The sequence below is a fragment of the Desulfosediminicola flagellatus genome (assembly GCF_005116655.2).
GTDB lineage: Bacteria > Desulfobacterota > Desulfobulbia > Desulfobulbales > Desulfocapsaceae > Desulfopila > Desulfopila flagellata.
The window spans coordinates 4,824,652-4,842,521 of sequence record NZ_CP050698.1 but is presented as its reverse complement, the minus strand read 5'-3'; the positions used below and the strand labels follow the sequence as shown (position 1 = coordinate 4,842,521).

The following is a 17,870-nucleotide window of genomic DNA, read 5'->3' as shown; positions in this document are numbered from 1 at the left end:
AGAATAACTAATGCTTAAAACTGGTATCTATGTTGATGCCGAGAATATCCGGCTCTGCGGCGGCTACGGCATGAGGTATGATGTCCTGGTCGATCTTGCCAGCGCCGGAGATTCTGTGATGCTACGGGCAAATTCATATCTGGCCGAAGACCGTGAACGAACGAAAGATGATCCGGACTATCGCCAGAAACTTTACCGTTATCACAATGTTCTTCGTCAGTGCGGATTTAAGGTAATCAAGAAATACGTCAAGCATTTCGTGGATGATGAAGGAATAATCACCACTAAGGCAAATGCTGACATGGATCTGGCTATCGATGCTTTGCTGCAGGCGAGAAATCTTGATCGTATTATACTCCTGACCGGTGACGGTGATTTTATCAGGTTGGTACTTGCTTTGCAGAATATGGGGTGCAGGGTTGAGGTGCTCGCATTTAAACATGTAAGCCATGAATTGAAAGAAGCTGCAGATTCCTTTTTGTCAGGATTTCTGGTTCCAGGACTTCTACCGATTCACGGTAATGGTGAGACTAACCGTCAGCGTGGTTTTCCAATAAACTACAATCCAGATAGAGGGTTCGGGTTTATGCGCTATTATACGCTTAGTTCTGAAGGCCTGACACCTGAGTCAGTGTTTTTTCATTGCTCCAAAGCACCCGAAATTAATGACAATCTCTTTGTTGACTCTTCTAATATCTTTGAGTTTGACGTTGTCACTAACCCGGATAATGGTAATCGTACTGAAGCCTGGGATATTCGTTCTCTGGATGATTAAGAACCTCCGACATCATCAGTTATCTGTACGAATAGGTGTGGCGTGTCTGTTGTAGATGTATATTATCCAAAATGCGACAGGGAGACCTGAGTGAGAGCAACACTTCTCGCCGTAGATGTCGGTGGAACAAAATGCGAACTGGCACTATTTGACGCAACCTCTACGAGCTATCAGTCGATAGCTCGTAAGCGTTATCCGAGTGGTAATTATGAGCGACTTGAAGACATAATCCACGAGTTTCTTCAGGAGTTTAGTGCAACTCCTTCGTACAGCTGTATGGGCATTGCCGGTGTCGTTAGCGGTGGTGTTGCCAGAGTAACAAACCTTCCATGGGTTATTGATGAGCAGAGCGTTGCCCGTGAGTTCCACTTGAGCGGATTGCACCTGATCAATGACCTCACCGCCGTTTGTGCATCACTTTCATTACTGACTGGTGATGAACTCTTCGAAATACAACGTGGAGATGTCCAACAGGGCCAATTGATTGGCGTCGTTGCTCCGGGAACGGGCCTTGGTGAAGGAGTACTTGTCCAGGGAGAAAATTTCTTCTTTCCACGGGGAAGTGAAGGCGGGCACACAGACTTTGGGCCTGTAGATGAAGAGCAGACAGAGCTATTAAAATGGATGCTCAGAAGACGTGAGCGGGTGAGTTATGAGAGTCTTATAGCTGGCCCGGGTATTCCAAATCTCTATGACTTCTACCGTGAGCAGATAGGCATGGCAGAGATGGAGCACGTACGCGACCAGATGTCTCGTGCAGCTGATCGCACCCCGATTATTTTTGATAATGCATTTGGAGATAACCCCTGCCCGCTGTGCGGAAAGGTAGTTGATCTTTTTTTGAATATTCTCGGGGCTGAGGCGGGTAATCTTGCCTTAAAACTTTACGCCAGAGGCGGTATATATATCGGTGGTGGAATTGTGCCCCGCATTGCTGACCGGGTCTCATTTGATGGTTTCCTTGCTAATTTCCTGGCTAAAGGGAAGATGGCGCAGCTCATGACAACGATCCCTGTCAATCTTATCAGAAAAAAAGATGCAGCACTTATCGGCGCAGCCAGATATGGGTTGGAAATGCTGGCACGATAAAAAATGCAGAAAATAGCGGGAAAAATATCTCCGGAAGTGCTGTCCGCTTTTGGAATAGACCGACAGCAGGTCTCTCTACACCCCTTAGGTGAGGGGAACATCAACTATACTTACCTTGTCAGGGATCAGAAAAGGCAATTTGTTCTCCAGAAAATAAATAGTTCAGTATTCCCGGATCTTCCACTCGTTGCCCAAAATTTTCTTTCAGTTACCCGGCATATAGCAACCCGTGCTTCTGCTGCAGGCATCGATTTTCAATGTCCTCAACTTATCCCCACAAAAGACAATGAGTTGTCTTTTCTTGATTCTCATGGCGGATTCTGGCGGGCTCAGACTTTCATAGAGCACATACAACTTGGTGGCATAGCGGTTACTACAACTCTCGGGTCGCAGCTAGGGAGGATTCTCGGAGAGTTTCATCTGTTGACTGATGATCTTAATGTCGATGAAGTTCCCGTTTCAATCCCTGGTTTTCATAATACACCAAGCTATCTCAGTGAACTTGATACCGCAATGTGCTGCACTCAGAATAGAGCAGATACAGATGATTGTCTTTTGCACACGTGTCTTGAAATAGTCGAGAGATATCGAGCTGGCGCAGGTGTTCTCGAGGATATGAAAAATTCTGGCAGCTTAAAACCGCGAATCATACATGGTGATCCCAAATTAGATAATATGATTATTTCAGTTCAAGGTAAGGCTGTCGGAATGTTTGATCTTGATACTGTCGGGGCCGGATTAATTCATTACGATATTGGTGATTGCCTTCGCTCTCTTTGTAATCGAGCTGGTGAAAATATACATACTGAAGCAGATGTCAGATTTGATATAAATATCTGTGAGGCAGTGTTGGGTGGATATTTTGAGTCGGTTGGTGATCGCTTAAGGCACGATGAAGTTTCTGTTATTTATGATTCAATTCGTATTATTTCTCTAGAGCTGGGTGTACGTTTCCTCACCGACCATCTGAATGGGGATCTGTATTTTAAAGTAGATCAGCGAGGGGATAATCTCAGAAAGGCAAATATTCAGTTACGTCTAGCAGAGTCGATTGTACTTCAGGAAAAGCAGATCCGGGCCTCTATTGCAAACCTAGCGAGTTGAACTGGCGATAAAGTGATCAAGCCGTATAGAACAGTCTGGCTATGGAGATTAGCACACCACAGGTTATGAGCTATCATGGCTACACCTAACTGGTGATGGATTCAACCGAATATATATACTTTTCAATTATTTCCTTCAAATATTGCTGAAGCTCTGTAAATTCTATTCCTATCCGTGTTTCTGCTGAGCTTTTCTTAATGTTCTTTACGACTCCTGTCAGTTCCTGATCTTCTTTTAAGCCGGGAAGCAGGCAACGCAATTGTACTTTGGTCTCGATATCTATAGGGGGTAACGGAGCATTTCCTTTTGACTTGAGCTGGCATAGACAGCCCAGGCCGCTAAGATCGACCAGAACACCATAGAATTCAGGCCCATTGGGTAGGTGGAAGGTGCAGGGAATAAAAATAGCAGTTCGTTTAGCTCTTCGTAATTCATGGTAGTGGATTACTGGAGGGTAATCGAGAAAAAGCAGTTGGTGCGGGTCTTGAATTGCTTTAAGAAGTTGGGTCTTAAACATGCAAAGCCTACCCATATGCAGATACTTAATTGCGATCCTGCTACCCGTTTCTAGTGCAGTTTTTACAGCAGCAAATGGGGCAGGAGTTGTCACAATAAGATACTCATCCGGGATCATGCCGACCATGGTGCTTACAAGCGGGGTATCGACAGTATCGAATTCCATTTTAATTTTGGAACCGATATCAAGGGAAATACGATTCCCGGCGGTAGAGATATGCTTAAGTTCGAGTTTAGGCTTTTTCTGGGATTCCTGTTTTTCACGTATGGAGTCTCGTTCGTCTTTTAAACGGAAAGCCTCCATGATAAGCGAGATCAAGGGTTTGTTAATGGTTTGCTGGCGTTGGCAATTATAGTAGCGGATTTCAACGGAGGCATCTTCCCAGGTGATAATCGAGTAGATAGCTTCTTCACCTTCTTTGTCTCCGGCCTCGGCACCGATTACAGCCCCTTTTTCTACGAAGATCATGCCTGAAACCTGCTTGCTCGCTACTTTTAAAGTGCATGTTTTTTCATCACTTTCAAGCATCTGAAGGAGGCTGTGGATAGGAATTCCTCGAACTTGTCCGCTGGTTGCAAGTTCTATGAGGTCGGTACAGTTTTTGTGGAGTTGTTTGATTTGGAGCGGCCGTGTTATGGAACGGCTGACACCTGCGGTGTTAACCTCTTCTGCTAACAAGCCTTCTTCACCAAGAATTGCCATGCAGGGAATATACGGGAGTTTCTTTGTCAGTCGCGCCAACCCCTTGATTTGCGGAGATTGCATTGTTGAGAGATCGTAAATAATTAGATCCGGAGTTTCCTGTTTAGCAATAACGATTGCTGCCTGGTCATTCTGGGCATAGAGGAAAGTGAAATCTTCAGGAGCCTGTCTCAGTAAATCTGTTACCGGTTCCTGCTCGACATCGTCGTTTTCGATGATGATAATAGTTTTCATATGAAGCAGTCTGTAGTAGTGCTTCACCCGATGCCGCGAAGGACGGGTGTTTATCATGATTAAATGGCTGGATAGTTACGTTTGCAAAACAAAAATCAGCAATGAATATTTTGACTCATACTCCTAGTATGCAGAAAACATGCATAAAAAGTAAAGTTATTTTTGTTAGGCATATTGCCGAATCAGCACACTATGCAGCGGATTGAGTTGGCCAGTCATCAGCAGCAATATGTCTGGTATGAATTGTCTGTCGCTTAGACAGAAAAGAACAAATGGTGAATAGAACCTGAAAAGAGTTTACGCTGCCAAGCCTCTAAGGTAATATCTACGGCTGTTTTGCGATCGGAAAACTGCGTTGACTCCAGTGGTTCATTAAAATGTTAATTGTATCACGATAGATGGATTAACCATACAGACATTACGTGCAGTTGTTCCTGCGGTCGTGCTCAAGAAATTTATTGAAATTCCAAAATATAATGCAAAATAATACACCTTACACTCTGCACTGCAGTTCCTCAGAGTGTGCAGCTCGTCGTGGTCAGGTAACTACCCGGCAAGGAACGATTCAGACACCTGTATTTATGCCGGTGGGGACCCAGGCTACTGTAAAAGCGGTAACGCCTGAAAATCTTTATGAAATGAATGCTGAGATAATTCTCGGTAATACCTATCATCTTTTTATCAGACCCGGACATAAACTCATTGAACGTTTCGGCGGGCTTCATAACTTCATGAACTGGAAAGGCTCTATCCTCACCGATAGTGGCGGCTTTCAGATTTTCAGTCTCAAAGATCTGGCGACTATAACCGAAGAAGGTGCTGCTTTTCGCTCTCATCTTGATGGTTCAAAACTGTTTTTAAGCCCTGAAGATGCGGTTCAGGTTCAGCAGAGCCTTGGTTCTGATATAATGATGTGTCTTGATACCTGCATACCATATCCTGCGACCAAGGATGAGGTGATCAATTCAACAAATCTTACAACTCGCTGGGCAAAACGTTGCAGGGACGCTCATACTAAAAGAGAACAACTGCTTTTCGGAATTATCCAAGGTGGTATGCATGAAGAATTGCGTAAAATGCATGCCGAGCAACTTATAGATATAGGGTTTGACGGTTATGCTATCGGCGGGCTGAGCGTGGGTGAAGAGCCGCAGGTTATGTATGATATGACCGAGGCGACTACTCCGCATATGCCGAAAGAGTATGCCCGGTACTTGATGGGTGTTGGAACTCCGCAGGACCTCATAGAGGGTGTCTGGCGCGGCATAGACATGTTTGACTGTGTTATGCCGACAAGAAATGCCAGAAATGGCTATCTGTTTACTTCTACCGGGAGGGTTGTGATTAAAAATTCCAGGTATCGCGATGATATGCTTCCCCTTGATGAAAATTGCACCTGCTACACCTGTCGAAACTATTCACGCGCCTATTTACGGCATCTGTTTGTGAGTCGCGAAATTCTCAGTTATCACCTGAACACTATTCATAACCTGCATTATTATCTAAACCTGATGGCTGGAGTTCGTAAGTCAATTGAGGAAGACAACTTTGCTCAGTTCCGTAAAGATTTTTATGGCAGGCTTGAGTGCAAGTGATTACTTTAGGACGAAATTTATTTTAGAGTATCCGGAGATTTCATTCGTGTACCTATCTGGATATATTTGTTATTTCAACTCTCTGGAGGAGACATTATGACCGGCATTGCTTATGCTGCAGATGCTGCACCAGCTGCGGGACCACTCGGAGCTATGGGCCAGTTTATTCCTATAATCCTGATTTTTGTTGTTTTTTACTTTTTATTGATCCGACCTCAGCAGAAGCAGGCTAAACAGCATCAGCAGTTTTTGTCTGAACTGAAAAAGGGAACACGGATACTGACCAAGGGTGGTATTCACGGTATCATTACTGATATTAATGACAATATCATCAACCTTGAGATCGCGCGTGATATCACTATCAAGATCTCACGTGATGCCGTTGCAGGCGCTATCAATAAAGATGGTACTTCTGCTGGTGCTGCAGGCAAGGACGTTAAAAAAGCAGGAGGCTGAGGCATCAAAGGATGCTAAATTTCTGCAGGTTGTAGAGTAAGACAAAAAAGCCGCTTTGTTCGTTGAACAAAGTGGCTTTTTTTGTGCTTTGAGTGGCAATTTTGAATACACCAAAACTGGAGGTTGATATGGCTATTTATCTTGTGCAGCATGGAGTGTCGCTTCCCAAAGAAACAGATCCTGATCGTGGACTTTCTGAAGAAGGAAAAGATACGGTTAAGCTGATTGCCGGGGTCGCTGCAAATTATACGATCCAGGTTAAACAGATATTTCATAGTGGTAAAAAGCGGGCCAGAGAGACTGCCGAAATCTTTGGTGAACATCTTAAACCGCGAGATGGTATTGCTGAAAAGAATGGCATCAATCCTATGGATGATGTCGTGGCATTTGCGGCATCGCTTGATCCTGCCACGGATATAATGTTTGTAGGTCATCTGCCCTTTATGGAGAGACTGGTTTCACAGCTTATAACCGGATCTCCTGAGTATAGACCTTTTAAATTTCAAAACGGTGGAATTGTTTGTCTCGACAGAGACGACACCGACGGGTTGTATTCTGTGAAATGGGCTTTAATGCCTAATATCAATTAGGGTCCGAAATCATTCAGGAACGGAATAAAAGTACATGGCGAAGAAGAAATTTTATGCAGTAGCGGCCGGAAGAAGCACCGGGATTTTCACGGACTGGGCGACAGCCGAAAAACAGGTTAAGGGATTTGCCGGGGCAAAGTTCAAGAGTTTTCCTTCGGAGGCCGAAGCAAAAGCCTGGATGAATGATCCTGTTTACGCAAAAAATGCCGGACCTAAAAAGAGTTCTTCCTCACGGAAAGAACCACCTGCGAAGCATCCTGATAATGCTATTGTCATTTATACAGATGGAGGGGCTATTAATAATCCTGGGCCGGGAGGGTACGGGATTGTTATCTGTCTTGATGGCAGACAGCACGAGATCTCAGGTGGTTTTCGAATGACCACTAATAACAGAATGGAAATGACAGCATGTATTGTCGCTTTAAAAGAGGTCGCTGGAAGTGGAAGACCCATTGTGCTCTATTCTGATTCCAGCTATCTGGTTAACGGTATAAACAAGGGCTGGGCAAAAAAGTGGCGAGCAAAGGGATGGCGTAAATCAGATGGTACACCGGCCCTGAATCCCGATCTCTGGGGAGAACTTCTGGATATTCTTGAAACAGAAAATGTTACCTTTAAATGGGTAAAGGGACATGCAGGAAACCCACTTAACGAAAGATGTGATCAACTTGCTGTGGCTACTTCCCGTAGTGAAGGGTTGCCAGTTGACCATGAGTATGAGATGACAAGGTAAGCGCAGCCTGTACGAGCCAGAAAATTTCACGAAAATATTCTGCTTAATATGGTAATCGATTTATGACAACTCTCAGACAGCGGATGATTGAGCTATTAAGGGAAGAAGAGCTTGACGCCCTGGACCTCTCTCAAATCCTTTCAATACGCGAAAAAGAAGTATACGAGCATCTTCCGCATATTGCCAAATCAGTTGCTGCGGCAGGTGAAACACTAGTGATACATCCGTATGTCTGCTTGAATTGTGAGTATACCTTCAAGGAACGCTCACGATTCAACCGGCCTGGTCGATGCCCACGATGTCGGGAAGGGCATATACGCATGGCAACGTACATAATTCGCTAAATTTTCGTAAATGCATGAAATTAATACGCTGAAGATAATAACGCTATCACAGGTATACCTTCAGCTTCGAGATATAGTCGCGTTTTACTGCAGAGTGGAGCATTTGTTTTGAGCACAATAGTAGCTTTAGGTTGATGTTTTTTTACAACACGTACCTTTTCTAAAATTTTCTTCCCGTCAGCCATAATGATCCTGCTTTTTCGGTTTATAACAATGGCGATGGTAGTCTCATCGAGTTGTTCGAGGACTGTTCTTGCTGTAAGGCCATAGGTCTTGGGAGACAGTTGTTGGGACACAATGCACCTGTTAATGGTAAATAGTTAATGGTGGAGATGTAATCAGTCTTTCAGGTTGTCGGCCAGAGGTGTTGGCGTGCCTATAGAATAATTATTGTCGATAATACGTTTGTTAATTTCATCTATGCGATCCTGCGGGTGTGGATGAGAAGCGAGAAGATAGGGCAGGCGGTTTGTGTTATCTGCTTGTGTTGCGAGTCTGCTGAAAAAATCTGTCGCCCCTCCTGCATGACCATAGTGGGCAACAAGCATGTCCAGGCCAAACGTATCCGCTGCCGATTCCTGAGACTGAGAATAATTTGCCTGAAAGGTAAGAAGGGTTTTTGAAACTACCTCACTGGCTGCACTGTCGCTGCCAAACAGCAGCACCGAAGCTAATGTAAGGCTTAACCCCCGCCCAAGTCCTCGCAGATGGTCACGATGTTCAAAATGCCCAAGTTCATGATACAGCACCATGGCCAGTTCATTTTCTGATTTAATTTCCCGCAGAAGGCCTGAATAGACAACAATATTACCACCGGGCAATGCTATGGCGTTTACAGCATCTGTTTCTGAGAGAAAAATCTTGAAGTCGTAATCATGGAGAAGAGAATCTTCGGGAAGGCTGGCGAGCAGTGTGTTCAGACGTTGTTGCAATGGAGGATTGGTTGTACTGGTAAAACGTTTGAGCGCTTGCTTTCCTAACCAGTTCTCAATGTTGACAGGTGTTTTGGAGACAGCTAGATCAGTTGCTAAACCGAGAGCAAGGAATATCAACCCAGCTATTAGTACGAGACCGCCTGTTAACCAGAACAGGTCGACAAGCGGGTGGCTCTTTGAGACGTTTACGTTATCTTCAAGCTGCTTTGGTGTGTATTTCATTTCTGGCTGAAGGTAAGAGCAGTTCCGTAGGCAATTGCTTCAACACTGCCGATTTGTCTTTTGCGATTGGCCGATTGTCCGATTGCAGCGGTTTCAAGCCGCATGTTGACAACGATATCAGCACCATTATCTCTGGCGGATTCTTTAAGGCGCAGGATTGCTTCGCGCCGTGCACGATCAACCAGGGATTCATATGATTTGACACGACCTCCAAAGATGTTTCGTAGAATGGCAAGTAACCGTTTGAAATAATCAATCGAGATAACAGCACTGCCGGTAACGAGTTCTGCATGCTCAATCGGTTTGCTGCTGAAATCTATACCGCCTGTCACTACGGGCATCTTTAGTAGTTCAGCTTCACGCTGTCGGATAGATGCGTAATGGCGTTTTTCGGTCCAGGTTCCGGCCCCGTATCCGAGACATGCTAGAAATAGAAAAATAAACAGATCAGGGTACTGAAGGAAGATCTCCATATCGTCTCCTATTCAACCCGGACCGCTGTTCCATAAACAAAAAGCTCAGCTGCGCCCTGGGCGACAGAAGAGGTGGCAAAGCGGATATTAACAACTGCGTTTGCGCCCATCTGGCTTGCCTGTTCGGACATACGCTGCATTGCCTCCTCCCGCGAATCCTGGAGGAGCTCGGTATAGCCCTTTAACTCTCCACCCACCAGGTTTTTAAGGGAGGCCATAAAATCACGCCCGAGATGCTTGGCACGAACCGTTGATCCCTGAACAATACCCATATGTTCAACAATCTGTTTTCCGGGAACGGTTTCAACATTTGTAAGAATCATGCTTTTGCTCCGTATTTATTGATAATTAGGAATGTGGAGATATATGTAAAAGTGTTTGAAATGTATATGTATATTTAATGGGAGTTGGCCGGCCTGTCAAAGAAAAGCTGTTAGTCGCGCTATTTTCCTGCACTGAGATAGCTATGCCAGAGTAGCCGAGCGGCTACAGACCTGTATGGCTTCCACTGATTACTGATTATTACCATTTCATCATTTGTAGGCCGTTTATCGAGATTCTTTATCTGTTTATAGGCCGCGGCCAGAGCAATGTCGCCTTTGGGCCAGATGTCAGCACGTTGCATGGCCATGAGGAGGTAGATGTTTGCGGTCCATATACCGATCCCTTTAACCTGTGTAAGGGTTTGGCGTATTTCATCATCTGTAAGGTGATCCAGGTTTTCAAGTTCTACACTGCCCCCTATGATTGATCGTGAAAGGTGTCTGCCGTATGCGGTTTTCTGGCGGCTGAAACCGATCGCTTTTAACTCGTCATCAGTGAATTCAAGAAAACGAGTTGGAGTGACTGTACCTGAAGAAATAACCAGACGATCAAACGCTGCTTTTGCAGAGGCCAGACTCACTTGCTGTTCAAGGATTATCCTGATCAGGGTTGGAAAGCCTTCTTTCCTCTTCCATAGAGGAGGTGGGCCATGAAGGGCAAGTATTTCGGCGAAAGATGGTTCTATACGGGTAAGTTTTGTTATGACCTCTTCCTGATTTATCTTTGTAATAGTCATTGCACTATGAGTTTTGCGCTAGGAGGCTGTCCGAGAATGGCCATTATTCCAAACTCTTCGTTATTATCAAAACACAATGCTCGCAATATCAATTATATGGCTGCGCTTGTTTTTTGAAAATGCCTCGATTTTGGCCCAAAATCCTATTATCGGACAAGCCTCCTGGGAGACTGAGTCATAAAGGCAACAATGTCCTGTTCAAATTCCGGAGAGGTGCAGATAGAGTTGTGATCGGTGTCATTAATAACCTGAACGTTTGTTATGTTGGGGTTGAGTGCAGCGACAAAGTTATCAGTCCGTTTTCTGGGGACTAATTCATCATGTTCGGCAATGAGAATGAGCACGGGGTTTTTGAGTTTATCTGCGTGACTGACAGAATCAAAAGTGTCTTTTAGTAGAGCATGTACAGGGATGAATTTATAAATCCCTGCGGCAACATTTACGATACTGTCGTAAGGGGTTACAAGAATAAGTCGTTCAATCTTTTTTATTGAAGCAAGATTAACCGCAACGCCGGTGCCGAGGCTTCTTCCCATCAATGTTATATTATTGTGCTCTTTTTGTACAAGCGAATAGAGCGCCTGCGCATCACTGTGCAGCCCTGCCTCAGTAGGCTTGCCACTGCTGCCACCATAGCCGCGGTAGTTGAGCAGATAGAGAGAGTGGTTTGGGAAGAGTCGTTTAAATTGAGGGATGTTAACCGCTACATCTTCTGCATTTCCACCAAAATAGATAAGCGCATCCTGGCCTGGCCGTTCAACATGCCAGACGCGTAATAGTTCCTCGCCGTTGTGCATGAGGAATGGTTCTGCTTCAGGTGTCGTGACCGGCAGGGTCGGGTAATAGAGTAGTGACCGTTGCATGGAGTAGAGCAGGGTACACAGGGCAATGTACCCAATGAGAACAACCACTAAAAAGACAATAACAAGTTTTATCATTTTCGACTGTGTAGACTTCAGGGTTCGGTTGAGCCCGTAGGTGTTAACGAGCGGTATACTCCATGTGATAAGGCAATATGAGATGATACCAAAAATAATACGGAAAATCTGTGCCTATCTCGTTGAAAAATACAGGGTATCCTTAGACACTTCTGTTTATGACCAATGAATTCATATGCACTGCTTAACGAAATCTCTTGTAGAGATCCAGTTGTCTCGGAAGGGGTGCGTTGAAAAGAGGTATGAAAATCCGGAGCTGCAAAGACCAACTGCTCCGGATTTTTTTGAGTTACTCGGAAATAGAGAAAATAGAGAAAAGATCAGATGCTGAAGGATTGAGCCTGGGCAACCTCGATTGCAAGTTGTGATCGTGCTTCACTGTTAAGCGGAAGGCCTTTTTGCTCACACCATTCCGGAAAAGTTTCCGGGTCAATAAACACTTTGATTACAGCATCTCCTGCAGTCTCGATTTCTGTCTTCATAGCCTCGGCTCGTGTAAGCCAATCCTGATAGCTGAGGGGAAGCATATGTCCGTCGGCAAACATTTCCTTTAAGGTATCCCAGTGGTCTTCCTTATACCAGACCAGAGCCTGAATGGAGGGTTGGTGATCAGCGGCGGCTTGGGTTGGTTCAGTTGTTTTGGTAGCTTTCTGTTGTGCTCGTTGAAACTTTCTTTGCGACATGTGAATCTCCACTATGAAAAAGCGTTTAATAGCATGGGTTGCGTTATCAGACAGGAGCAATATACCTGAACTCATAAAAACCTTCAAACCTCTCCTTTGCGGATCTGTCTTACAAACGTAACCAGTACCCCGAAGGTGGCAAAGCGATAGGCTGTGCTTATACTATAAGCTGTATAAATAAACTTCTACTACGCTGTTTCCTTTAAATACGTATAACTGCGACGCCCATGAAAGATTATAAAACGAGAGTTTCTTTCGGTTCTGAATCATTCATGATTCAGGCAGGAGCAGAGAAATGTTCAGAATGCGCTTGTGACTTAGACCAGTTACATGTTGCAGGTTGCGCGGGAGAAGAATGTCCCCAATGCGCTAAAGCACTGATTGGATGTTGCTGTGAGTGTTTATCACCTTATGACGGGGAAAAAGTCATTCAGGGTATATACCGCCAGTTTGCTAGCCTCGAGAGTGCCTTACAGGCGGCGGGAGAAGAACGTTGCCAGTCAGCGGTGAACTCTTCCTATCTGCAACATGCTGCGATGCGCTATATTTTTGATAATGTTCCCGATACGGCAAAAACTGAAATTGCGCGTGCTTTTCATTTACGCTTTCCCGGGCTTGTTCCGCGAATGCAGGATGATGAGGGGCGAGGTTATTATACTGCTGAGCAACTGTCAGAGGCGCTGGATATCCCTTTAAATGAAGTTAATGAACGAATCGATGCAATGATGTCAGCCAGTAATGGTATCGCTGTTGCTCAAGGGAAAAAAATGCGGAAAATTCATTGATCGAAAATATATGGCTGCTGTTGGCTTGGCGGTATTGTTCTTGCCTTTTCGCTTATTGCAGCAGTCTTTCTGATAACTTGATCAGAATGATTTATCGGTGGAATTTTTTTTGCTTTGAAAAAATATCATGCACGTTCCCAGAGTACCTGTCAGTTTTCTAAACCAGAAGTATGTTCCGAAAGCCCCGAAAAGCAGAGCGCTTATCCCGAAAGCTATCACTGCGTTTACCTCTTTATCCCGTATAGCAACACATAATGTTAGAATACTGAAAAACGCAGGTACGAAAAGTAAGCTGGCCATCATCCGTTGCCAGGCGAGGTGTATGCGTAGTTCTGTTCGATGTTTTTTTTGGGGCTTATTATTTTTAGGAGAAACAGTCATTTTTTTGTGGTGTAATTCGTGTAAATCTAGAGGATTATCAGTCTGATATGGTTTGGTGTCTGTGAAGTTGTTTCCCGGCATTGATAGCTGATTGGGGTGGATCCTGGTATCAACTGCACACCTTCCTGATTGCAAATCCAAAGTTTATCTCAAAATAGTATGAGATTCTAGTAGGGTATCCGATATGCATCAGTTGAACAACCTTAAACTGTCAGGCTTATCGTAAGGTGTCTCTTTGGGCGCCGATCGTATAACGAGTTTTTGCCTAATAATTCACACGAACCCATCTTCCCATCCCCACCTTACTGGAAACCTGTTAGATGCATAGCAATGGGACAACCTCCTGGTTTTCTATCCTGGTACATATCATCAATGATGGCTCTTTAGCTCTTTGCTGGTAAGACGCATGTTGAGGTATGGCGATCGCTGCGATAATGCCGATAATAGCTGCAATAATCAAAAAGCTGCCTGTGTTTGCCCCCATTCCTGTCCAGGGAATAAAGACTGCGAAGATCCAGGCAAAAAATGCCTCGGAGATGATTCATAGACTTTACCGCTGGCTTTGGCTTTGAGGTGGGACACTCTTTTTACCAACCACGGGTAATCTGAAAGTAGTTATTAAATGACATCCAGAATTCACCGCAGGTATCAGCCTGCGCAGTATAGTGTGAAATTTTAAGCGTCTTCAGGCGGTTGGCTCCAGCGGCAAGTGGTGCGAGTGCAAAGATTGCATCTTTTGGGTTTGGGCAGCATACAAAACCGTTATTATCACAGGTGTATTCTCGCGCACGGGCTATACGCTGGACCAAGGAGAGGTAATAGCATCGCAGGAAACAGCACGGGTGCCCGTAACAGGTGTTTGCGATGAACATGGCCATGTTTCATGGCCTATATAAAAAAACAATGAATTCGGGTTGTCCTGCAAGGTGTCAACCACATCAGAAAAAAGCACCATAAAATTCCTGCCAAGAAATCTGGTGGTAAATGCGTTGAATGCCCCGTCAGCAAGCATCAGGTAGGTCTCTGGGATTTCCGTGATTTTAATTTTTTCGCAGCAGTGTTTGAGCTGTGCATAAATATCAGGGAAATGTTCCGGTGTAACCTTTACTGCTGTCCCTTTAAGGTAGGAGATCATTGCCGAATGGGCAAATAGGTAAAAAAATATAGAAGATTAAACAGTAGAAAAGTGCTACACAAAGTGTCCCTAATATAAGAACGGCCTAGATGAAAATCGAAAATATTGCAGGAATCATAAAGAGTGATTTCGCATTTTTGTATAACAGTTCCTGTTTTATGATAAACGCTGATGCTCCTCGGGTAAAGATGACGTCTTTGGGGTAGGTTCCGCAGACTGCTCTTTAGTGCCCGACCGAAAACCGCCAATTTCTCCAATTTCTTTGTTGGTCTCAAATTTTAATCCTCAAAATACTTTGTGTATTCATCCGGTTAAAATTATCGCCCGCCTTGAACTTGAAAAAAATTGCAGGTTTTCGTTCAAGCACTATTTAGCATTTCCAGGACCATGATGAGAATTTCATTGTATAGCAAGATCTTACATGACTATTCTCAAAAACATGAAACACTCAAGCCGGATGATCTAACAGAAGAGGACTATTCGTTATGTTTACGCATATATCCTGAGACTATTGCAACACATTGCTCTTTATGAGAGGAACTCATGCCCTTTTTAGGAGAGGTAATCGCGGTCACCACAGTTTTATGCTGGACTGTAAGTGTGCAGTTTTTCGGTGCAGCCTCTAAAGCAGTAGGATCAACTTCTGTTAATATCATACGCATATTCGTAGCACTGATCCTTTTCAGTGTATTTCTCTTTATTCGTGACGGGGTAGTGTTACCCTTGCATTTTCCTGCAAAGGCATGGATTTATCTCAGCCTCTCAGGAATCGTCGGATTTTTTATCGGAGATATTTTTCTATTTAAGGCACTGGTAGAGCTTGGGCCAAGAGTAGCGATGTTAATGCATAGCCTTGCAGCACCGACAGCTGCAGTGATTGGCTGGTTGTTTTTATCGGAGATGTATTCGATGCATCAGTGGCTGGGAATCATTGTAACCCTTGCAGGTGTCGGGATAGTGATTCTTGAACGGGATAACAGGAAGGCACGGAAAGCAAAACGGGAAGTCTCACAGATTTCGCTCAAAGGGATAGGTTACGGAATCGGTGCTATGGCAGGCCAGGCTGGTGGTTTTGTTTTGAGCAAGGTTGGAATGCAGTCTGGTGGGGTGTATCTTGATGCGTTTTCGGCAACACAGATACGGGCTGTTGCCGCATTTATCTGTTTTGTTCTCTTTTTTACATGTACGCATAAATGGCGAAATGTGAGAGCTGCCATAGGCAACACGAGGGCGGTTACCTATACGGTAGTTGGTGCCTTTATAGGCCCATTTATCGGGGTGTCACTTTCACTTATGACACTGCATTATCTGACCACCGGAGTGGCTTCAACAATTCTGTCACTGGTGCCTATCTGCATAATACCGTTTTCGATTTTCCTGCATAATGAGCATGTATCTTTGAGAGCAATCTGTGGAGCAGTTATCGCAATATTCGGCGTATATCTGCTTGTTGCATAAGACGTGTTGGGATTAGAAGCCTTAGCCAAGCAGAATAGGCAATCTCCTGGCTAAGCTGGTTGTAACCTGCTATTCACTCATTTTCTTTTTTAACTGCTTTTCAAGATCTGCAAACATGCTCTGTTTTTTTGCCTCAAGCTCGGCCTGAATGGTCTCAACCTTTTTATCCATGTTCTTTTTCTTGGCCATAAATTGCTCCAACTCACTAGCCAGGCTGTTCTCCGGTTTGGCTTCTTTCGAAATATTTTCAATTTCGAGGTGGTTTCCAACCCCCACCCTGACTGAAAACGGATCTTTATAGATCTCAATAATGCCAATTTTTTCCAGCTTCCTGGAAATAGAATGGCCTGCCTCATCAGAGATACCCAGCATGGCACAGACATCTTCAATAGGAGGAGAAGCTTGCTTCTGGTGGAAGAGTATCCGTGTGGCGGCTACAAAGAGGTGGGCTTCATCGTATGGGTTCATCATCAACCTTTTTGTATTTTTCAAGTATAATATTTTAAGAGTGTACTGTTTTTATCCATGTAATCAGTATTGCAAAAATCGGTCGAACATTTATACGCTAATTGAAGAAATCTATGCAATTTTGTCAAAACAATTTTACAATCACCTCAATGCTTCCTAACAGTGTATAGTTGAGAAGACAATGTATACATACAGTTCGATTACATGAGGTGAAGGTCGGAGCAGGAACATATCGAAATTTCTGCCCATTCCCTGGAAAACTATGAAAGACTATTACCAGATACTTGAAGTTACACCCGAATCTGATGAAAATGAGATACGCAAGAGGTATCGAAAGCTTGCGATGCAGTTTCATCCTGATAGAAATCCTGATAATCCTGAAGCTGAAGCACGATTTAAAGAGGTTGCTGAGGCCTATGGAGTTCTGACCGATCCGGTTAAGAAAAAGCAATATGATCGTGCCAGAAAAATGGGCGGAGGCTTTTCGCCAAACGGCCAGCAGGGCGGCTTTGATTATAGTCAGGAAGATATTTTGCGTGATCTTTTTAAAGATCCACGATTCCAGCAGATGTTTAACGGGCTGTTACAGGAGTTTGCCCGCAAAGGTTTCAGGGCGAACCAGCATTTTATCAAGCAGTCATTTTTTGGTGGTAAGGGCGGTATTCTGTTTGGTGGTCTCGTTTTCTTTGGTTCAATCGCAGGGCCTGCAATAATGAACAGTGCCAGAAAGAATCTTCCTGGGCCAAAAGGCTTACTGCGTTCACTTGGAAGTGCTGTCGGGAGCCTGCTATCTGGTCCGAAGCAGCAACCTGCTGTCGAACAGGCAGCGGCGACTCCTCAGCCGGATACTACCTATACAGCAACATTGACCGCAGATGAGTTTGCCAGAGGAAAGACAATCCAACTGATAACTCAGGGACCGAATGGACAGGAAAAACTTAAGGTAAACATTCCTGCTGGCAGTAGGGCAGGGCAGAAATTACGGCTTAAAGGAAAAGGGCGGATCGGGCCAGGGGGAAGAGGCGATCTGTACCTCAAACTTGAGTCATAGAAATTGAGCGTAGATATAGCAAAATAAAAAGGTCCTGATTATCAAATACGGATAATCAGGACCTTTTAAGTTCTATAGCAAGTGGTTGTGCAGGTAGTTGATTTGTATCCTAAAACTCAGCATTCTGTTCAAGATCGAGGCG

At 44.4% G+C, this 17,870-nt stretch carries 23 protein-coding genes; 11 read left to right on the top strand and 12 right to left on the bottom strand.

Annotated elements, in window-relative coordinates:
* Positions 1 to 10 precede the first annotated feature (10 nt).
* The 3 genes from FCL46_RS20050 (at position 11) to FCL46_RS20040 (ending at position 2,968) form a co-directional block, all read left to right on the top strand.
* Positions 11 to 775, top strand: coding sequence for a LabA-like NYN domain-containing protein (locus FCL46_RS20050; RefSeq protein WP_136805895.1), 765 nt, complete (start codon positions 11 to 13; stop codon positions 773 to 775).
* Between the two features lie 90 nt (positions 776 to 865).
* Positions 866 to 1,864, top strand: coding sequence for a glucokinase (gene glk, locus FCL46_RS20045; protein WP_136805894.1), 999 nt, complete (start codon positions 866 to 868; stop codon positions 1,862 to 1,864).
* Positions 1,865 to 1,867: 3 nt separating this feature from the next.
* Positions 1,868 to 2,968 carry a phosphotransferase enzyme family protein gene (locus tag FCL46_RS20040; protein WP_136805893.1) on the top strand — a complete coding sequence of 367 codons (1,101 nt, stop codon included), beginning with the start codon at positions 1,868 to 1,870 and terminating at the stop codon, positions 2,966 to 2,968.
* Positions 2,969 to 3,053: 85 nt separating this feature from the next.
* On the opposite strand, the gene FCL46_RS20035 is transcribed toward FCL46_RS20040, so the two are convergent.
* Positions 3,054 to 4,421, bottom strand: a complete 1,368-nt coding sequence (locus FCL46_RS20035) for a DUF4388 domain-containing protein (protein WP_167505765.1) — start codon at positions 4,419 to 4,421, stop codon at positions 3,054 to 3,056.
* 476 nt (positions 4,422 to 4,897) lie between these two features.
* Here FCL46_RS20035 and tgt point away from each other — a divergent pair, with 476 nt between their 5' ends.
* The 5 genes from tgt to FCL46_RS20010 all read left to right on the top strand — a co-directional run bounded on the left by tgt (position 4,898) and on the right by FCL46_RS20010 (position 8,139).
* Complete coding sequence (gene tgt / locus FCL46_RS20030) at positions 4,898 to 6,016, top strand: tRNA guanosine(34) transglycosylase Tgt (RefSeq protein WP_136805891.1); 1,119 nt, start codon at positions 4,898 to 4,900, stop codon at positions 6,014 to 6,016.
* A 96-nt stretch (positions 6,017 to 6,112) separates the two neighbouring features.
* A complete protein-coding gene (gene yajC / locus FCL46_RS20025; RefSeq protein ID WP_136805890.1) occupies positions 6,113 to 6,472 on the top strand; it encodes a preprotein translocase subunit YajC in 360 nt (119 codons plus the stop codon).
* Between the two features lie 128 nt (positions 6,473 to 6,600).
* Entirely contained in the window at positions 6,601 to 7,062 is a 462-nt protein-coding gene (gene sixA / locus FCL46_RS20020) for a phosphohistidine phosphatase SixA (RefSeq protein ID WP_136805889.1), read from the top strand.
* A gap of 34 nt (positions 7,063 to 7,096) precedes the next feature.
* Positions 7,097 to 7,795, top strand: a complete 699-nt coding sequence (rnhA, locus tag FCL46_RS20015; RefSeq protein ID WP_136805888.1) for a ribonuclease HI — start codon at positions 7,097 to 7,099, stop codon at positions 7,793 to 7,795.
* A gap of 62 nt (positions 7,796 to 7,857) precedes the next feature.
* On the top strand, positions 7,858 to 8,139 hold the full coding sequence (locus FCL46_RS20010; RefSeq protein WP_136805887.1) for a transcriptional regulator: 282 nt from the start codon (positions 7,858 to 7,860) through the stop codon (positions 8,137 to 8,139).
* Positions 8,140 to 8,159: 20 nt separating this feature from the next.
* Here the strand turns inward: FCL46_RS20010 and FCL46_RS20005 are convergent, their stop codons facing one another.
* The 7 genes from FCL46_RS20005 to FCL46_RS19975 all read right to left on the bottom strand — a co-directional run bounded on the left by FCL46_RS20005 (position 8,160) and on the right by FCL46_RS19975 (position 12,450).
* The gene (locus tag FCL46_RS20005) at positions 8,160 to 8,435 is read right to left on the bottom strand and encodes a hypothetical protein (RefSeq protein WP_136805886.1); all 276 of its coding nucleotides are present in this window, start codon (positions 8,433 to 8,435) and stop codon (positions 8,160 to 8,162) included.
* Positions 8,436 to 8,477: 42 nt separating this feature from the next.
* Positions 8,478 to 9,296: a M48 family metallopeptidase gene (locus tag FCL46_RS20000; protein WP_136805885.1), complete on the bottom strand. Its 819-nt coding sequence runs from the start codon at positions 9,294 to 9,296 to the stop codon at positions 8,478 to 8,480.
* Complete coding sequence (locus tag FCL46_RS19995) at positions 9,293 to 9,769, bottom strand: YbjQ family protein (protein ID WP_136805884.1); 477 nt, start codon at positions 9,767 to 9,769, stop codon at positions 9,293 to 9,295. The genes FCL46_RS20000 and FCL46_RS19995 overlap by 4 nt, the downstream gene beginning before the upstream one ends.
* An 8-nt stretch (positions 9,770 to 9,777) precedes the next feature.
* Positions 9,778 to 10,092 (bottom strand): YbjQ family protein, encoded by a 315-nt coding sequence (locus FCL46_RS19990; protein ID WP_136805883.1) that lies wholly within the window; start codon positions 10,090 to 10,092, stop codon positions 9,778 to 9,780.
* Between the two features lie 119 nt (positions 10,093 to 10,211).
* A complete protein-coding gene (locus FCL46_RS19985; RefSeq protein ID WP_136805882.1) occupies positions 10,212 to 10,829 on the bottom strand; it encodes a DNA-3-methyladenine glycosylase family protein in 618 nt (205 codons plus the stop codon).
* A 146-nt stretch (positions 10,830 to 10,975) separates the two neighbouring features.
* Positions 10,976 to 11,767, bottom strand: a complete 792-nt coding sequence (locus FCL46_RS19980) for an alpha/beta hydrolase (RefSeq protein WP_136805881.1) — start codon at positions 11,765 to 11,767, stop codon at positions 10,976 to 10,978.
* Between the two features lie 320 nt (positions 11,768 to 12,087).
* Entirely contained in the window at positions 12,088 to 12,450 is a 363-nt protein-coding gene (locus tag FCL46_RS19975) for a hypothetical protein (protein ID WP_136805880.1), read from the bottom strand.
* 227 nt (positions 12,451 to 12,677) lie between these two features.
* Here FCL46_RS19975 and FCL46_RS19970 point away from each other — a divergent pair, with 227 nt between their 5' ends.
* On the top strand, positions 12,678 to 13,235 hold the full coding sequence (locus FCL46_RS19970) for a hypothetical protein (RefSeq protein WP_136805879.1): 558 nt from the start codon (positions 12,678 to 12,680) through the stop codon (positions 13,233 to 13,235).
* An 81-nt stretch (positions 13,236 to 13,316) separates the two neighbouring features.
* Here FCL46_RS19970 and FCL46_RS19965 read toward each other — a convergent pair whose 3' ends face one another.
* The 3 genes from FCL46_RS19965 to FCL46_RS19960 all read right to left on the bottom strand — a co-directional run bounded on the left by FCL46_RS19965 (position 13,317) and on the right by FCL46_RS19960 (position 14,751).
* The gene (locus tag FCL46_RS19965) at positions 13,317 to 13,757 is read right to left on the bottom strand and encodes a hypothetical protein (RefSeq protein ID WP_176371616.1); all 441 of its coding nucleotides are present in this window, start codon (positions 13,755 to 13,757) and stop codon (positions 13,317 to 13,319) included.
* A gap of 446 nt (positions 13,758 to 14,203) precedes the next feature.
* Entirely contained in the window at positions 14,204 to 14,425 is a 222-nt protein-coding gene (locus FCL46_RS28045; RefSeq protein WP_136805878.1) for a M48 family metalloprotease, read from the bottom strand.
* The gene (locus FCL46_RS19960) at positions 14,410 to 14,751 is read right to left on the bottom strand and encodes a M48 family metalloprotease (RefSeq protein WP_136805877.1); all 342 of its coding nucleotides are present in this window, start codon (positions 14,749 to 14,751) and stop codon (positions 14,410 to 14,412) included. Before FCL46_RS19960 ends, FCL46_RS28045 begins: the two co-directional genes overlap by 16 nt.
* A gap of 543 nt (positions 14,752 to 15,294) precedes the next feature.
* On the opposite strand from FCL46_RS19960, the gene FCL46_RS19955 reads away from it, so the two are divergent.
* Positions 15,295 to 16,209, top strand: coding sequence for a DMT family transporter (locus tag FCL46_RS19955; protein ID WP_136805876.1), 915 nt, complete (start codon positions 15,295 to 15,297; stop codon positions 16,207 to 16,209).
* A gap of 69 nt (positions 16,210 to 16,278) precedes the next feature.
* Here the strand turns inward: FCL46_RS19955 and FCL46_RS19950 are convergent, their stop codons facing one another.
* Positions 16,279 to 16,680 carry a hypothetical protein gene (locus FCL46_RS19950; protein ID WP_136805875.1) on the bottom strand — a complete coding sequence of 134 codons (402 nt, stop codon included), beginning with the start codon at positions 16,678 to 16,680 and terminating at the stop codon, positions 16,279 to 16,281.
* Between the two features lie 259 nt (positions 16,681 to 16,939).
* Here FCL46_RS19950 and FCL46_RS19945 point away from each other — a divergent pair, with 259 nt between their 5' ends.
* The gene (locus tag FCL46_RS19945) at positions 16,940 to 17,728 is read left to right on the top strand and encodes a DnaJ domain-containing protein (RefSeq protein ID WP_136805874.1); all 789 of its coding nucleotides are present in this window, start codon (positions 16,940 to 16,942) and stop codon (positions 17,726 to 17,728) included.
* Positions 17,729 to 17,870 lie beyond the last annotated feature (142 nt).

Coding starts and splice junctions, on each gene's coding strand:
- FCL46_RS19985 (WP_136805882.1), bottom strand. CDS start 10,829: ATGACTATTACAAAGATAAATCAGGAAGAGGTCATAACAAAACTTACC.
- FCL46_RS20050 (WP_136805895.1), top strand. CDS start 11: ATGCTTAAAACTGGTATCTATGTTGATGCCGAGAATATCCGGCTCTGC.
- FCL46_RS19960 (WP_136805877.1), bottom strand. CDS start 14,751: ATGATCTCCTACCTTAAAGGGACAGCAGTAAAGGTTACACCGGAACAT.
- FCL46_RS19995 (WP_136805884.1), bottom strand. CDS start 9,769: ATGGAGATCTTCCTTCAGTACCCTGATCTGTTTATTTTTCTATTTCTA.
- FCL46_RS20000 (WP_136805885.1), bottom strand. CDS start 9,296: ATGAAATACACACCAAAGCAGCTTGAAGATAACGTAAACGTCTCAAAG.
- FCL46_RS19970 (WP_136805879.1), top strand. CDS start 12,678: ATGAAAGATTATAAAACGAGAGTTTCTTTCGGTTCTGAATCATTCATG.
- FCL46_RS20010 (WP_136805887.1), top strand. CDS start 7,858: ATGACAACTCTCAGACAGCGGATGATTGAGCTATTAAGGGAAGAAGAG.
- rnhA (WP_136805888.1), top strand. CDS start 7,097: ATGGCGAAGAAGAAATTTTATGCAGTAGCGGCCGGAAGAAGCACCGGG.
- tgt (WP_136805891.1), top strand. CDS start 4,898: ATGCAAAATAATACACCTTACACTCTGCACTGCAGTTCCTCAGAGTGT.
- FCL46_RS19955 (WP_136805876.1), top strand. CDS start 15,295: ATGCCCTTTTTAGGAGAGGTAATCGCGGTCACCACAGTTTTATGCTGG.
- yajC (WP_136805890.1), top strand. CDS start 6,113: ATGACCGGCATTGCTTATGCTGCAGATGCTGCACCAGCTGCGGGACCA.
- FCL46_RS19945 (WP_136805874.1), top strand. CDS start 16,940: ATGAAAGACTATTACCAGATACTTGAAGTTACACCCGAATCTGATGAA.
- FCL46_RS19990 (WP_136805883.1), bottom strand. CDS start 10,092: ATGATTCTTACAAATGTTGAAACCGTTCCCGGAAAACAGATTGTTGAA.
- FCL46_RS19980 (WP_136805881.1), bottom strand. CDS start 11,767: ATGATAAAACTTGTTATTGTCTTTTTAGTGGTTGTTCTCATTGGGTAC.
- sixA (WP_136805889.1), top strand. CDS start 6,601: ATGGCTATTTATCTTGTGCAGCATGGAGTGTCGCTTCCCAAAGAAACA.
- FCL46_RS20035 (WP_167505765.1), bottom strand. CDS start 4,421: ATGAAAACTATTATCATCATCGAAAACGACGATGTCGAGCAGGAACCG.
- FCL46_RS19950 (WP_136805875.1), bottom strand. CDS start 16,680: ATGATGAACCCATACGATGAAGCCCACCTCTTTGTAGCCGCCACACGG.
- FCL46_RS20040 (WP_136805893.1), top strand. CDS start 1,868: ATGCAGAAAATAGCGGGAAAAATATCTCCGGAAGTGCTGTCCGCTTTT.
- FCL46_RS19975 (WP_136805880.1), bottom strand. CDS start 12,450: ATGTCGCAAAGAAAGTTTCAACGAGCACAACAGAAAGCTACCAAAACA.